A 15,491-nucleotide genomic window follows, 5' to 3' on the forward strand; every position below is an offset into this window, starting at 1 on the left:
AATAAGGCGCTAAGGAGACCTTAAATGGCTGATACAAAAGCAAAACTCACCCTCAACGGGGACACAGCTGTTGAACTGGATGTGCTGAAAGGCACGCTGGGTCAAGATGTTATTGATATCCGTACTCTCGGTTCAAAAGGTGTGTTCACCTTTGACCCAGGCTTCACTTCAACCGCATCCTGCGAATCTAAAATTACTTTTATTGATGGTGATGAAGGTATTTTGCTGCACCGCGGTTTCCCGATCGATCAGCTGGCGACCGATTCTAACTACCTGGAAGTTTGTTACATCCTGCTGAATGGTGAAAAACCGACTCAGGAACAGTATGACGAATTTAAAACTACGGTGACCCGTCATACCATGATCCACGAGCAGATTACCCGTCTGTTCCACGCTTTCCGTCGCGACTCACATCCAATGGCAGTCATGTGTGGTATTACCGGCGCGCTGGCGGCGTTCTATCACGACTCGCTGGATGTTAACAATCCTCGTCATCGTGAAATTGCCGCGTTCCGCCTGCTGTCGAAAATGCCGACCATGGCCGCGATGTGTTACAAGTATTCCATTGGTCAGCCATTTGTTTATCCGCGCAACGATCTCTCCTATGCCGGTAACTTCCTGAATATGATGTTCTCCACGCCGTGCGAACCGTATGAAGTTAATCCGATTCTGGAACGTGCTATGGACCGTATTCTGATCCTGCACGCTGACCATGAACAGAACGCCTCTACCTCCACCGTGCGTACCGCTGGCTCTTCGGGTGCGAACCCGTTTGCCTGTATCGCAGCAGGTATTGCTTCACTGTGGGGACCTGCGCACGGTGGTGCTAACGAAGCGGCGCTGAAAATGCTGGAAGAAATTAGCTCCGTTAAACACATTCCGGAATTTGTTCGTCGTGCGAAAGATAAAAATGATTCTTTCCGCCTGATGGGCTTCGGTCACCGCGTGTACAAAAATTACGACCCGCGCGCCACCGTAATGCGTGAAACCTGCCATGAAGTTCTGAAAGAGCTGGGCACCAAAGATGACCTGCTGGAAGTGGCTATGGAGCTGGAAAACATCGCGCTGAACGACCCGTACTTTATCGAGAAGAAACTGTACCCGAACGTCGATTTCTACTCTGGTATCATCCTGAAAGCGATGGGTATTCCGTCTTCCATGTTCACCGTCATTTTCGCAATGGCACGTACCGTTGGCTGGATCGCCCACTGGAGCGAAATGCACAGTGACGGTATGAAGATTGCCCGTCCGCGTCAGCTGTATACAGGATATGAAAAACGCGACTTTAAAAGCGATATCAAGCGTTAATGGTTGATTGCTAAGTTGTAAATATTTTAACCCGCCGTTCAAATGGCGGGTTAATTTTTATATGCCTAAACACAAAAAATTGTAAAAATAAAATCCACTATCGGACATTCATATATTCTAAAAAAAAATATATCGGTATAAATTATAAACAAATCGATGATTTTTAATCATCTATTTTCCTCTCAGTTACATGAATAAACCACCAAATATAGCGCACCCCTATAATTTCCAATACGTTATTCATCAAACATTTAATTTATACCATCAATTAATTACTTTTACATTTAATAAAATTAATAATATTTTTAAGAAAAACTAAAAACATTCGACAATCAAATAAGATATTCTTGCACCGATATACTTTTTTCTTTTCTGTTAAAGGACTCCGTTATGTTTAAAGGACAAAAAACATTGGCCGCACTGGCCGTATCTCTGCTGTTCACAGCACCTGTTTATGCGGCTGATGAAGGATCCGGTGAAATTCACTTTAAAGGTGAAGTTATTGAAGCACCGTGTGAAATACATCAGGATGATATTGATAAAGAGGTTGAACTCGGTCAGGTGACCACCAGCCACATTAATCAGTCACATCACAGCGATGCCGTTGCTGTCGACCTGCGCTTAGTCAACTGTGATCTGGAAAACTCCAGCAACGGTTCCGGTGGCAAGATTTCTAAAGTTGCAGTCACCTTTGATAGCTCAGCGAAAACCACCGGCGCAGATCCGATTCTCAACAACACCAGCACGGGTGAAGCCACCGGCGTCGGCGTACGTTTAATGAATAAAGATCAAAGCAATATCGTTTTAGGCACCGCTACTCCAGATATCGACCTGGCTCCGACCTCCAGCGAACAAACGCTGAATTTCTTTGCCTGGATGGAACAAATTGATCAGGCTACACCTGTAACGCCAGGCGCAGTTACGGCGAATGCAACCTACGTGCTGGATTATAAATAAGTATTACTTTGGCGGCGCTATCGCCGCCTTTCATAAAATATTTATCAGGTATGGACACCGTGAATATTTATCGACTCTCTTTTGTATCCTGCCTGGTCGTGGCGATGCCTTGCGCATTGGCGGTCGAATTCAACCTTAATGTTCTCGATAAATCAATGCGCGACCGCATTGATATTTCATTATTAAAGGAAAAAGGAGTCATTGCTCCCGGTGAGTATTTTGTTAGCGTTGCGGTAAATAATAACCAAATCAGTAACGGGCAAAAGATTAACTGGCACAAAAATGACGATAAAACCATTCCGTGCATCAATGATTTACTGGTCGATAAATTTGGCTTAAAACCTGAAGTCCGTCAGTCGTTACCATTGATAAATCAGTGCGTCGATTTTAGCTCCCGACCTGAAATGCTCTTCAATTTCGATCAAGCCAATCAGCAACTAAATATCACCATTCCGCAAGCCTGGCTGGCGTGGCACTCAGAAAACTGGACCCCACCCTCCACATGGAAAGAAGGTGTCGCCGGTGTCCTGATGGATTACAACTTGTTTGCCAGCAGCTACCGCCCACAGGATGGCAGCAGCAGCACTAATCTTAACGCCTATGGAACAGCCGGAATCAACACGGGGGCATGGCGCTTACGCAGTGATTATCAGTTGAATCAGACTGATAGCGATGATAACCATGAACAGTCAGGCGAAATATCACGTACCTATCTTTTTCGCCCGTTACCGCAATTAGGTTCAAAATTAACCCTCGGCGAAACGGATTTTAGTTCCAATATTTTCGACGGTTTTTCTTATACCGGCGCGGCACTGGCAAGTGACGATCGAATGTTGCCATGGGAACTACGCGGCTACGCCCCACAAATTAGCGGTATTGCACAGACCAATGCCACGGTGACGATCAGTCAATCAGGCCGCGTCATTTACCAGAAAAAAGTCCCACCAGGCCCATTTATCATTGACGACCTTAATCAGTCTGTTCAGGGCACACTGGATGTCAAAGTGACGGAAGAAGATGGTCGGGTGAACAATTTCCAGGTTTCGGCAGCATCGACGCCCTTCCTGACTCGTCAGGGACAGGTTCGCTATAAACTGGCCGCGGGTCAGCCACGGCCCTCCATGTCACATCAAACTGAAAATGAAACCTTTTTTAGCAATGAAGTTTCCTGGGGGATGCTGTCAAACACCTCGCTGTACGGCGGCCTGCTGCTTTCTGGTGATGACTACCATTCTGCCGCAATAGGTATCGGGCAAAATATGCTGTGGCTTGGCGCGCTGTCGTTTGATGTCACGTGGGCCAGTAGTCACTTTGATACTCAGCAGGACGAGCGGGGCTTAAGCTACCGTTTTAATTACAGCAAACAAGTGGATGCCACCAACAGCACGATTTCCCTCGCCGCTTATCGTTTCTCCGATCGTCATTTTCACAGCTACGCCAACTATCTGGATCACAAATACAACGACAGCGATGCGCAGGACGAAAAACAGACGATCAGCTTATCTGTGGGCCAACCGATTACCCCACTAAACCTCAATCTTTACGCCAACCTGCTACATCAAACCTGGTGGAATGCAGACGCCTCCACGACCGCCAACATCACGGCAGGTTTTAATGTTGATATTGGTGACTGGAGAGATATCTCTATTTCGACGTCATTCAATACAACCCATTACGAAGATAAAGATCGCGACAACCAGATTTACCTGTCGATTTCGCTCCCCTTCGGTAACGGTGGTCGGGTTGGCTATGACATGCAAAACAGTAGCCACAGCACCACACACCGCATGTCGTGGAACGATACGCTGGATGAACGTAATAGCTGGGGCATGTCTGCCGGACTGCAATCCGACCGTCCGGACAATGGAGCCCAGGTGAGCGGTAACTATCAGCGGGTGAGTGGGATATTTCTGGTACCTATGCCGCCAATGATTACAGTTCCGTCAGCAGCAGCTGGAGCGGTTCTTTCACCGCAACCCAATATGGTGCAGCGTTTCATCGCCGCAGCTCCACCAATGAACCACGCCTGATGGTCAGCACCGATGGCGTGGCAGATATTCCGGTTCAGGGCAATCTCGACTACACCAACCATTTTGGCATTGCGGTGGTGCCGTTGATTTCCAGTTACCAGCCTTCCACCGTGGCGGTGAACATGAATGACTTACCCGACGGCGTAACAGTTGCAGAAAACGTTATCAAAGAAACGTGGATTGAAGGCGCGATAGGTTACAAATCACTGGCTTCCCGTTCCGGTAAAGACGTTAACGTCATCATTCGCAACGCCAGCGGTCAGTTTCCTCCCCTCGGAGCGGATATCCGCCAGGATGACAGCGGCATTAGCGTGGGGATGGTTGGCGAGGAAGGACATGCCTGGTTAAGCGGAGTCGCTGAAAATCAAAAGTTTACCGTGGTCTGGGGTGATAGCCAGCATTGCTCGCTCCATCTTCCTGAACATATGGAAGACACCGCAAATCGCCTGATTTTACCTTGTCATTAATTAAGGAAATGAAAATGACATTTATGAAAGGACTACCCCTTTTGTTGTTGGTTGCCAGTCTGTGCAGCCACGCTGCACTACAACCCGATCGCACTCGTATTGTGTTTAACGCTAATGATAAAGCTACCAGTTTGCGGGTGGATAATCGTAGCGATAAACTCCCCTACCTCGCTTATTCCTGGCTCGAAAATGAAAAAGGGGAGAAAAGCGATGATCTTCTGGTCGCCCTACCGCCGATACAACGTCTGGAACCGAAAGCAACAACGCAGGTACGGATAGTAAAGCAAGCCTCGACCACAAAATTACCGGGCGATCGCGAAACGCTATTTTTCTACAATATGCGTGAAATTCCTCCCGCCCCGGAAAAAAACAGCGACCATGCCGTTCTGCAAGTCGCCATTCAGAGTCGTATCAAGGTGTTCTGGCGACCGGCTGCATTACGCAAGAAAGCAGGAGAAAAGGTCGAACTGCAGTTACAGGTCAGCCAGCAGGGCAACCAACTGACACTGAAAAATCCTACCGCGTATTATCTGACCATTGCCTACCTGGGACGAAATGAAAAAGGCGTTCTCCCCGGCTTCAAAACCGTGATGGTTGCGCCTTTTAGTACGGTCAACACAAACACCGGAAATTATAGCGGCAGCCAGTTTTATCTCGGTTATATGGATGATTACGGCGCGTTACGCATGACGACGCTCAACTGCAGCGGACAATGCCATTTACAAGCCGTGGAGGCGAAGAAATGAGTGCTGGCAAGGGAGTGTTGCTCGTCATCTGTCTGTTATTTCTGCCGTTGAAGTCTGCGCTTGCCCTGAACTGCTACTTTGGTTCATCCGGTGGCTCGGTAGAAAAATCAGAAGCGATTCAACCTTTTGCTGTACCAGGCAATGCCAAACTCGGCGATAAGATTTGGGAATCTGACGATATTAAAATTCCCGTCTATTGTGACAACAATACCAACGGCAATTTTGAAAGTGAGCATGTTTATGCCTGGGTAACCCCCTACCCGGGGGTGCAGGATCGCTATTATCAACTCGGCGTAACTTACAATGGCGTTGATTATGACGCCAACCAGGGAAAAAGCCGCATCGACACTAACCAGTGTATTGACAGTAAGAACATTGACATTTATACCCCTGAGCAGATTATCGCGATGGGATGGCAGAACAAAATTTGCTCGGGTGATCCCGCTAATATTCACATGTCGCGTACCTTTCTCGCTCGCATGCGGTTATACGTCAAAATACGAGAAATGCCGCCGCATGATTATCAAAGTACGCTTAGCGACTATATCGTCGTGCAATTTGACGGTGCCGGTAGCGTTAACGAAGACCCTACTGCCCAAAACCTGAAATATCATATTACTGGTCTGGAAAACATTCGCGTGCTGGATTGCAGCGTCAATTTTTCCATTTCACCGGAAACACAGGTGATTGATTTTGGTAAATTTAATTTGCTGGATATTCGTCGCCACACAATGTCGAAAACATTCAGTATTAAGACGACAAAATCACAAAATGACCAATGCACCGACGGATTTAAAGTCAGTTCCTCCTTTTATACCGAAGAAACGTTGGTTGAAGAAGATAAAGCATTGTTGATTGGTAATGGTCTGAAGCTACGTTTGCTGGATGAAAACGCCTCGCCTTATACCTTCAATAAATATGCTGAATACGCCGATTTCACCAGCGACATGTTGGTCTACGAAAAAACCTATACAGCTGAACTTTCGTCCATTGCAGGTACCCCCATCGAGGCTGGGCCCTTCGATACAGTGGTGCTTTTTAAAATTAACTATAACTGATTTGCCATGATGCCCTTTGCAGCCGGAAAGGGCATCTCTTTCAGAAAATTGCTGATTTTCCCCTTTCCTTGATTGCTGTTATTTTTTCCTGGCCCGGCTTTCTTTATGCTGTATCGATACACCAAAGAGAAAATAATGAGGGAGCGAAGGATGCCAGTTTTGCAGTGGGGAATGTTATGTGTGCTATCACTTCTCCTTTCTATTGGTTTCCTCGCGGTACATCTCCCGGCGGCGCTATTACTTGGGCCGATGATCGCCGGGATCATCTTCAGTATGCGCGGAATTACTCTGCAACTTCCCCGCTCCGCTTTTCTCGCCGCGCAGGCCATTCTTGGCTGCATGATTGCGCAAAACCTCACTGGTTCGATTCTCACCACGCTGGCCGCCAACTGGCCGATCGTGCTTGCTATTTTACTGGTGACGCTGCTTTCCAGCGCCATCGTGGGTTGGTTATTGGTGCGCTATAGCTCACTGCCTGGAAATACCGGTGCCTGGGGTTCTTCTCCAGGCGGCGCAGCGGCAATGGTCGCTATGGCGCAAGATTACGGCGCAGATATTCGCCTGGTGGCGTTTATGCAATATCTGCGAGTGCTGTTCGTCGCGGGGGCCGCTGTTCCGGTCACCCGCATGATGCTGGGTGATAACGCTGAAGCGGTTAACCAGCAAATCGTCTGGTTCCCGCCAGTGAGCATTAATCTCCTGCTTACGATTTTGCTCGCAGTCGTTGCCGGTACGGCGGGATGCATGCTGCGTCTTCCTTCCGGCACGATGCTCATCCCGATGCTGGCGGGCGCAGTGCTCCAGTCTGGTCAGCTCATCACCATCGAACTACCGGAATGGCTGCTGGCGATGGCGTATATGGCAATTGGCTGGCGGATTGGTCTTGGTTTCGATAAACAAATCTTACTGCGGGCACTACGCCCGCTACCGCAAATCCTGCTGTCGATTTTTGCTCTGCTGGCTATTTGTGCGGGTATGGCGTGGGGGCTGACCCGGTTTATGCATATTGATTTTATGACTGCCTACCTCGCCACCAGTCCCGGCGGGCTTGATACCGTGGCGGTCATCGCCGCAGGGAGCAATGCCGATATGGCGCTTATTATGGCGATGCAAACCCTGCGCCTGTTCAGTATTTTGCTGACGGGGCCAGCCATTGCGCGGTTTATTTCAACCTATGCGCCGAAGCGGTCGGCCTAGTGCTGGCAGCCTGGACACCAGTAAAACGGGCGCGAGGACAACGTGGTTTTCTCAATGATGCCGCCACAGCGTTCGCACAGTTCGCCATCACGATGAAAAACCTTAAAGCGAAACAGCGCCCCATGATGCTTATTCTCATCCACCTGCCCCCGCGTAGCGTAAGAAAACCGAGGAATCTCCAGTAACGCGTGTGCGAGTGCATCCAGTTGCGCCGCATTGAGATCTTTCGCTTTATGATTTCCAGTCAACCCAACCTGCCAGAGGATCTCCACCCGCAAATAATTGCCAAGCCCAGCCAGAAACGCCTGATCGAGCAGTAATCCTGCAAACTGACGGTTACGAAAGCGCGGTGACAATAACCGTTCCTTTACCACCTCCGGCGTCAGATTCGGATCCAGCACATCGGGACCAACGCGTTGTAAAAACGGATGCGTGGTCAGTTGTTCCGGCCTCAACATCTCAATATCCGAGGCGCTATAAAGCAGAATGGTTTTGTCAGCCGTTTGCAGTTTTACCCGCAATACTCGCGTGGTCTGCGGCTCTTCGCCGGTATCAACCACGCGCCAGACGCCGTAAAGCTGATTATGGCTGTAGAGCGTTAAGTCGTTGGAAAAATGAGTTAACAACGCCTTACCACGCGTTTCCACATGGGTAACGTGTTGACCGATAAGTTGTGATTGATAAGTTTTTAACTGCGGGAAGGCAAACCAGACATCAGTTAGTGGTTTGCCTTTGATCGCCGCCTCCAGGTTATCCGCTGCACGGCGGATCTCCGGGCCTTCAGGCATGGTGATATCCTTTTTTCATTCTTTATTAATCGGGGTTATGCTGCGACAACAATCTCCTTTTCGGCAAATGTAGAGCGTAGTCGGCGGGCGAACGCCAGTGCGTGCTCGCCGTCGCCATGCAGGCAGACTGTTTGCGCCGTGACCGTTGCCCATTCGCCGGTGATACTTTTGACTCTGCCGTGTTGCACCATCTCTAGCGTTTGCGCCAGCGCCTGTTCTTCGTTTTCAATCAACGCGCCTGGCTGACTTCGCGGCACCAGCGAGCCGTCAGCCTGATAACCGCGATCGGCAAACACTTCCTCGCGCGTTGTCAGGCCATATTGCTTGCCTGCACGAATCAGCTCGCTTCCTGCCAGCCCAACGAGAACCAATGCTGGATCGCAAGCGTATACCGCTCTGGCGATGGCGTCTGCCAGTTGTGCTTCTTTCGCCGCCTGGTTGTACAACATGCCGTGCGGTTTGACATGACGCATTACGCCGCCTTGCGCACGGGCAATCGTTGCCAGCGCGCCAATTTGATACAGCGTCTGGGCGTAAACGGTTTCTGGCGGCAGCTGCATGGCGCTGCGACCAAAATTTTCCCTGTCGGGAAAACTCGGGTGAGCGCCAATCGCGACACCATTTTTTATTGCTTCACGCACGCAAGCCTGCATGGTTTGGGCATCGCCTGCATGAAATCCACAAGCAATATTGGCAGAGGAAACCAGCGTTAATAGCTCTGCGTCGCTGGCGCAGCCTTCGCCCAGATCGGCGTTCAGGTCAATTTTCATTGTGTAGCCGCCACGCTAATTGTTCGAAATAACGTTGTTGATCTTGCCGCGCTTTCAGTGCCTCTTCCAGTGAACACTGGACAAAATGAATCGGCTGACCGAGCGGAATTTGCGCCAGATGGTACATATCAGCCTCAATGATACAGGCAATACGCGGGTAACCACCGGTGGTCTGTGCGTCGTTCATCAACACAATAGGCTGCCCGTTATGCGGCACCTGCACCACACCCGGTAACAAACCGTGAGATAACAGTTCGCGATCGGTGGTGCGTTTTAAAATTTGCCCCTGTAAGCGATAGCCCATGCGGTTACTTTGCGGGCTAAGCTGCCAGGGCGAACGCCAGAATGCATCCTGCGAGGCGCGATCGAACTCATGATATTCCGGCCCCGGCAAGGCGCGAATGCGGTTGCCCCACAGCAGCTGTTTAACGCCCTGCGCTTCCATAAAATCACGCTTCGATTTGCCAATCGGGAGTCGGTCACCATCCTTCAGTAAACGGCCTTCCAGCCCGCCAATCCCCACGTTGAGATCGGTGCTGCATGACCCCATTACCGGCGGAACATCAATACCACCCGCGACCGCCAGATAACTGCGCATCCCGTGCTGCGGGCGTTTAAGCGTTAAACGCTGGCCTGCTTTCATCGGCAATCGCCAGCCGGTCCAGACGGCATTATCATCCAGCCGCGCTTCGCAACCGGCCCCTGTCAGAGCAAACCACCCATCAGTTTCGAACTCAACCGTTAACTGACCGAGCGTGATCTCCAGCGCGGGGGCATTGGCGTCATTACCCACCAGCAGGTTAGCAATGCGCAGCGCGGGCATATCCAGTGCGCCGCAGTGGCTGATACCCGACTGGCGAAAACCGTGACGACCGCCATCCTGCACAGTGGTATACATGCCCGCACGAATAATCTTCAGCATACTCCCTCCTTCTGCGGTACAAAGCGCACGCTGTCTCCCGGACGTAATAAGATGGGTTCGTCACGCGCCGGATCAAACAGGCTGAGTGAGGTATGACCAATCAACTGCCAGCCACCCGGCGTTGCCAGCGGATAAACACCAGTCTGCGGCCCGCCGATCCCGACAGAACCTGCCGGAACGAGTAAGCGCGGTTCAGCGCGCCGTGGCGTGTGTAGTTGTTCCGGCAAACTCCCGAGATACGGGAAGCCCGGTTGAAAACCTAAAAACCAGACCACGTATTCCACGGAGGAGTGCAATTCAACAACCTGTTTTTCGCTCAACCCGCAATGCGCCGCGACCACCGCCAAATCCGGTCCGCCTGCACCACCGTAAACCACCGGAATTTCAATAAAGCGAGACTCAGGTTCCAGGGCCTCGCTCTCCTCCCACCAGCGTTGCAAACGCTCTATGGCATCCAGCGCCAGCGACTCAGGATTACGCAAAATCACCGTGATATTGTTCATGCCGGGAATGGCTTCAACCACATTCAGCATATCCACCAGACGCTGCGCCAGTCGCCAGATCCGTTTCTGGCTAGCCAGCGTCACCGGCGGTTCCAGTTCCAGCACTACCGCCGTTTCACCTATCAGATAACAACGCGCTCGTTGCACTTTCGATCCCTCTGATTATTCGTTATGCAGGATTAGGAATATCAATAAAGGTCACATCAAGATCGGTATTTTCATTCAGCCACTCGCTCAATGCGCGAATACCACCACGTTCAGTGGCATGGTGACCTGCAGCATAAAAATGCAACCCCTGCTCGCGGGCTGAATGAATGGTCTGTTCAGAAACTTCGCCAGTAATAAAAGCATCCACGCCAAAACGCGCGGCGCTATCGATAAAACTTTGCCCGCCGCCCGTGCACCAGGCGACGCGCTGGACCACCTCAGGTCCGGTATCGCCACACCATAACGGCTTACGTCCCAGACGCGCTTCAATCCAGGAGGCTAGTTCCAGTCCCGGCACAGGCATGGTCAGCTCTCCCCACGGCACCAACGGCTCAATTTCGCCCATGACCGTGATCCCCAGTAACGCCGCCAGCTGTGCGTTATTGCCCAGCTCAGGATGTGCGTCAAGCGGCAAATGCCAGCCATACAGGTTGATATCATTCGCCAGCAACGTTTTTAAACGGTTACGCTTCATTCCGCGAATGACCGGAAACTCTCCTTTCCAGAAGTAGCCATGATGCACAATGACCGCATCCGCGCCCAGACGCACTGCCTCATCGAGCAAAGCCTGGCTGGCGGTGACACCGGTAACAATTTTTTGCACCGTCTCTTTGCCTTCCACCTGCAAACCATTCGGCGCGTAATCACTAATCGCCGCGCTGTTCAGTTTTTCGTTAATCAGTTGTTCCAGTTCGGTGTTTTTCATCTTCGCGCCTTCCGTATTCTGATAGCTACACCGTTAACATAGCGTTACCTCGCCTGTTCGTCGATAGCCAATCTTTTGACATATTAAGAAACAAACCCGACGCCAAAAGACGCAAATTGTTTATATCATCACGCTTCAGCTAATGTATATTTATGCAATCAGACAGCATATTGCATAAATAATCAGATCTGTATCAAAGTTTTAACTTTAAGGAAACACAAGCACGCCGCGCAACTATTACGTGACGTTGCCGTCAATTGTGGAATTATTATGAATAAACACGCATCACAACCGCGCGCTATTTACTATGTCGTTGCGCTGCAAATCTGGGAATATTTTAGCTTTTACGGCATGCGTGCCCTGCTGATTCTCTATCTCACCAATCAACTAAAATACAACGATACTCACGCCTACGAGTTATTTAGCGCCTACTGTTCGCTGGTGTATGTCACGCCAATCCTCGGTGGCTTTTTGGCGGATAAAGTTCTCGGCAATCGCATGGCGGTGATGCTGGGGGCGTTGTTGATGGCGATCGGTCATGTGGTGCTGGGTGCCAGTGAGATCCATCCGTCATTCCTCTATCTGTCCCTGGCGATTATCGTTTGTGGCTATGGTCTGTTTAAATCCAATGTCAGTTGCCTGCTCGGCGAGCTGTATGAGCCAACCGATCCGCGTCGTGATGGCGGTTTCTCGCTGATGTATGCAGCGGGTAACGTGGGGTCTATTATCGCACCTATCGCCTGTGGTTACGCCCAGGAAGAGTACAGCTGGGCGATGGGCTTTGGCCTGGCGGCGGTGGGTATGATCGCGGGTCTGGTCATTTTCTTATGTGGCAATCGTCATTTCACACATACCCGCGGCGTTAATAAAAAAGTACTGCGTGCGACAAACTTTCTCCTGCCTAACTGGGGATGGCTGCTGGTTCTGCTGGTGGCAACGCCTGCGCTGATTACCGTATTGTTCTGGAAAGAGTGGTCGGTATACGCCTTAATTGTCGCGACTATTATTGGCCTGGGTGTACTGGCAAAAATTTATCGCAAAGCAGAAAACCAGAAACAGCGTAAGGAGCTGGGGCTGATTGTGACGCTCACCTTCTTCAGTATGTTGTTCTGGGCCTTCGCACAACAGGGCGGCAGCTCGATTAGCCTTTATATCGACCGCTTCGTTAACCGCGATATGTTTGGTTATACCGTTCCGACTGCTATGTTCCAGTCGATTAATGCCTTCGCAGTTATGCTGTGCGGTGTGTTCCTGGCGTGGGTGGTTAAAGAAAGCGTCGCAGGTAATCGTACCGTGCGCATCTGGGGAAAATTTGCTCTTGGTCTCGGCCTGATGAGCGCCGGGTTCTGCATTCTGACCTTAAGCGCCCGCTGGTCCTCAATGTATGGTCACTCTTCTCTGCCACTGATGGTATTAGGCCTGGCGGTGATGGGCTTTGCGGAACTGTTTATCGACCCGGTTGCCATGTCGCAAATTACGCGCATTGAAATCCCCGGTGTGACCGGCGTATTAACCGGCATTTATATGCTGCTTTCCGGCGCGATTGCGAACTATCTCGCGGGCGTGATTGCCGATCAGACATCGCAGGCTTCGTTTGATGCTTCCGGGGCGATCAACTACTCCATCAATGCATATATTGAAGTATTTGATCAAATTACCTGGGGCGCACTGGCGTGTGTAGGACTGGTACTGATGATTTGGCTGTATCAGGCGCTGAAATTCAGAAACCGCGCGCTGGCGCTGGAATCTTAATAGGCCAGCACCATACCTGATAAAACGCTCGCTGCGTTTTATCAGGCTCCTTTCCTCGCTTCTTCGTACGCTGCCAGCGTTCGCAGCCTTGCCTCTTTGTGATCAACTATCGGTTGCGGATAATCCAGCATCACACCTGCTTTCTGCGCCCACTTCCACGGCTCATGCACCGCTTTCCCTGGTACATCGCGCAGCTCCGGTAACCATCGGCGGATAAACTCGCCCTCACGGTCAAATTTCTCGCCCTGAGTTATCGGATTGAAAATACGAAAATACGGCGCAGCATCAGTACCCGTAGAAGCCGCCCACTGCCAGCCACCGTTATTAGCTGCCAAATCACCATCAATCAGCTGCGACATGAAATATCGCTCGCCTTCGCGCCAGTCGATCAACAAATCTTTCACCAGAAAACTGGCTGTAATCATCCGTAGCCGGTTATGCATCCAGCCAGTACTGTTAAGCTGACGCATAGCGGCATCAACAATCGGGTATCCCGTTTTGCCTTTCTGCCAGGCCTGTAAATGTGCGGGATTGCTTTGCCACTGCACACGATCCGTCCAGGCAATAAACGGACAATGTTTACACAACGAGGGGTAATACGTCATCAGATGACGGTAGAACTCGCGCCAGATCAGCTCACTAAGCCAGACACTACCGGCCCCACCGTCCAGCGCCTGCGGCTGTTCCGCCAACAAGCGATGCAAACACTGGCGAGGCGATAACCCGCCCGTTGCCAGGCTGGCGGACAAACGACTGGTGCCTTCCACTGCCGGAAAATCTCGTTGTTGCTCATATTCTCCGGCACCGTTCTGGCAAAACTGGCGTAATTGCGCAATCGCCGCTTTTTCTTCCACCGGGAAATGCGCAGTATCGAAAGACTGACGAGGATAATTCAGCGTAATGGATGGCGCGGGCTCTATCGATCCGCTACTACGAACTTTTGGCGCAGCGACACACTCCGGCATCCCTTCCCGCAGCCGTTTCAGCCAGGCATTCTTAAAAGGCGTAAAGACTTTGTACATCTCGTGATTACCGGTCATCACCGCGCCAGGCGGCAGGATCACGCTGTCATCAAATCCTTCACACACCACGTTACGCAGCGCTCTTTCAACTTCCACATCCCGCGCCCGCTCATTCACTTCATACTGATAGTTATAAAACAGGTGGGTAACGCTGTTTTCCGCGCACACCTGTTTAACTATTTCGACACTGGCGACAAAGTCATCCACTTCACGGAACAATAAAGGAATACCTTTTTCCGCAAGCGCTATTTGTAGCCCATTCAGTTGAGCATTGATAAGTTCAGCCTGACGCGGCGACATGTTATGCGTCGCCCACTGGCGTGGTGTAGCGATATATAACGCCAGCACGCGTGCAGACGAATTGCGGCAGGCGGCAGCCAGTGCGAGATTATCGTGCAGACGTAAATCCTGGCGAAACCAGACCAGATGGGTAATCATAAAACTCCTGAATGGCGCAAGTTAATCACACGCGGCCAAAGTTCGAAATAACGCTGCCCTGAAAGCCAGGCGTCAGGATAAAGCGCCATATAGTGTTTGATACGCATCAGCGGCGCAAGAAGTGGTTGCTCGCCACGGCGATAACTGTCGATAAGCGCCGCCAACTGCTGGCGTTCTGTGGAATCAATATGCGGGCGAAAATAACCCTGAACGTGCATCAAAACGTTGGTGTGATCGCGCGGGTTGGCGGGATGAGAAAGCAAAACAATTACGCGTTGGTAGTACTGGTTGTAAAAATCATCCAGATTTTGCCACTGGTGAATATCAGCCACGAACGGGCCAAGTTTGCGGTACTCCGGCTGAGAATGCGCCAGAAAGACGAGTTTATAGCGGCTGTGATAATCGAGAAGCGCCCCGCGCGTTAAGCCATGTTCTTTCAGTCGATGTAACTCATGAAGGGCGAAGATACGGATTAGGGTGCTGTCATCAAATCGTTGCTGATTCATTACTGCTCCTGAACGGTTTACAGGAGTAAGTGTAGACGTTGAGAAATGATATTTGTGAAGTTAATCCTGTTGTAGCAGGACAAATTTACGAAAGCCTGCTCCCCGCAAGGACTG

13 protein-coding genes and 1 pseudogene are annotated in these 15,491 nt (G+C 50.7%); 7 read left to right on the forward strand and 7 right to left on the reverse strand.

All coding sequences use genetic code 11. From position 1 onward, the window contains the following. Nucleotides 1-24: 24 nt before the first annotated feature. The 6 genes and pseudogenes from gltA (at nt 25) to HGD79_RS08140 (ending at nt 7,763) form a co-directional block, all read left to right on the forward strand. On the forward strand, nt 25-1,308 hold the full coding sequence (gene gltA, locus HGD79_RS08115) for a citrate synthase (protein WP_000785834.1): 1,284 nt from the start codon (nt 25-27) through the stop codon (nt 1,306-1,308). A gap of 390 nt (nt 1,309-1,698) precedes the next feature. After that, nucleotides 1,699-2,265, forward strand: coding sequence for a fimbrial protein (locus HGD79_RS08120; RefSeq protein WP_000472422.1), 567 nt, complete (start codon nt 1,699-1,701; stop codon nt 2,263-2,265). Between the two features lie 50 nt (nt 2,266-2,315). Beyond that, nucleotides 2,316-4,762, forward strand: a pseudogene (locus HGD79_RS08125) (fimbria/pilus outer membrane usher protein). 14 nt (nt 4,763-4,776) lie between these two features. Next, nucleotides 4,777-5,508: a molecular chaperone gene (locus HGD79_RS08130; RefSeq protein WP_000143529.1), complete on the forward strand. Its 732-nt coding sequence runs from the start codon at nt 4,777-4,779 to the stop codon at nt 5,506-5,508. Beyond that, nucleotides 5,505-6,566: a fimbrial protein gene (locus HGD79_RS08135; protein WP_001272424.1), complete on the forward strand. Its 1,062-nt coding sequence runs from the start codon at nt 5,505-5,507 to the stop codon at nt 6,564-6,566. The genes HGD79_RS08130 and HGD79_RS08135 overlap by 4 nt, the downstream gene beginning before the upstream one ends. A gap of 150 nt (nt 6,567-6,716) precedes the next feature. Next, nucleotides 6,717-7,763, forward strand: a complete 1,047-nt coding sequence (locus HGD79_RS08140) for an AbrB family transcriptional regulator (protein ID WP_168848355.1) — start codon at nt 6,717-6,719, stop codon at nt 7,761-7,763. Here HGD79_RS08140 and nei read toward each other — a convergent pair. Genes nei through ybgI form a run of 5 tightly spaced genes read right to left on the reverse strand, consistent with a single transcriptional unit; the run spans nt 7,760 to nt 11,659 of the window. Continuing rightward, nucleotides 7,760-8,551 carry an endonuclease VIII gene (gene nei, locus HGD79_RS08145; protein WP_001114025.1) on the reverse strand — a complete coding sequence of 264 codons (792 nt, stop codon included), beginning with the start codon at nt 8,549-8,551 and terminating at the stop codon, nt 7,760-7,762. The genes HGD79_RS08140 and nei overlap by 4 nt on opposite strands. 35 nt (nt 8,552-8,586) lie before the next feature. Further along, entirely contained in the window at nt 8,587-9,321 is a 735-nt protein-coding gene (gene pxpA, locus HGD79_RS08150; RefSeq protein WP_000687142.1) for a 5-oxoprolinase subunit PxpA, read from the reverse strand. Continuing rightward, complete coding sequence (gene pxpC, locus HGD79_RS08155) at nt 9,311-10,243, reverse strand: 5-oxoprolinase subunit PxpC (RefSeq protein WP_000912736.1); 933 nt, start codon at nt 10,241-10,243, stop codon at nt 9,311-9,313. Before pxpC ends, pxpA begins: the two co-directional genes overlap by 11 nt. Next, nucleotides 10,237-10,893, reverse strand: coding sequence for a 5-oxoprolinase subunit PxpB (gene pxpB / locus HGD79_RS08160; RefSeq protein WP_168848356.1), 657 nt, complete (start codon nt 10,891-10,893; stop codon nt 10,237-10,239). The genes pxpC and pxpB overlap by 7 nt, the downstream gene beginning before the upstream one ends. 22 nt (nt 10,894-10,915) lie before the next feature. Beyond that, the gene (gene ybgI, locus HGD79_RS08165; RefSeq protein WP_168848357.1) at nt 10,916-11,659 is read right to left on the reverse strand and encodes a radiation resistance protein YbgI; all 744 of its coding nucleotides are present in this window, start codon (nt 11,657-11,659) and stop codon (nt 10,916-10,918) included. Nucleotides 11,660-11,929: 270 nt separating this feature from the next. Between ybgI and dtpD the strand changes: the two genes are divergently transcribed. Further along, a complete protein-coding gene (gene dtpD / locus HGD79_RS08170; protein ID WP_001032700.1) occupies nt 11,930-13,411 on the forward strand; it encodes a dipeptide permease DtpD in 1,482 nt (493 codons plus the stop codon). 41 nt (nt 13,412-13,452) lie between these two features. Here dtpD and phrB read toward each other — a convergent pair whose 3' ends face one another. Next, nucleotides 13,453-14,871 carry a deoxyribodipyrimidine photo-lyase gene (phrB, locus tag HGD79_RS08175; RefSeq protein WP_000628039.1) on the reverse strand — a complete coding sequence of 473 codons (1,419 nt, stop codon included), beginning with the start codon at nt 14,869-14,871 and terminating at the stop codon, nt 13,453-13,455. Continuing rightward, nucleotides 14,868-15,377 (reverse strand): YbgA family protein, encoded by a 510-nt coding sequence (locus tag HGD79_RS08180; RefSeq protein WP_001076004.1) that lies wholly within the window; start codon nt 15,375-15,377, stop codon nt 14,868-14,870. The genes phrB and HGD79_RS08180 overlap by 4 nt, the downstream gene beginning before the upstream one ends. Between the last annotated feature and the right edge of the window lie 114 nt (nt 15,378-15,491).

The sequence above is a fragment of the Escherichia sp. SCLE84 genome (assembly GCF_012584495.1).
Taxonomy (GTDB): Bacteria; Pseudomonadota; Gammaproteobacteria; order Enterobacterales; family Enterobacteriaceae; genus ECMA0423.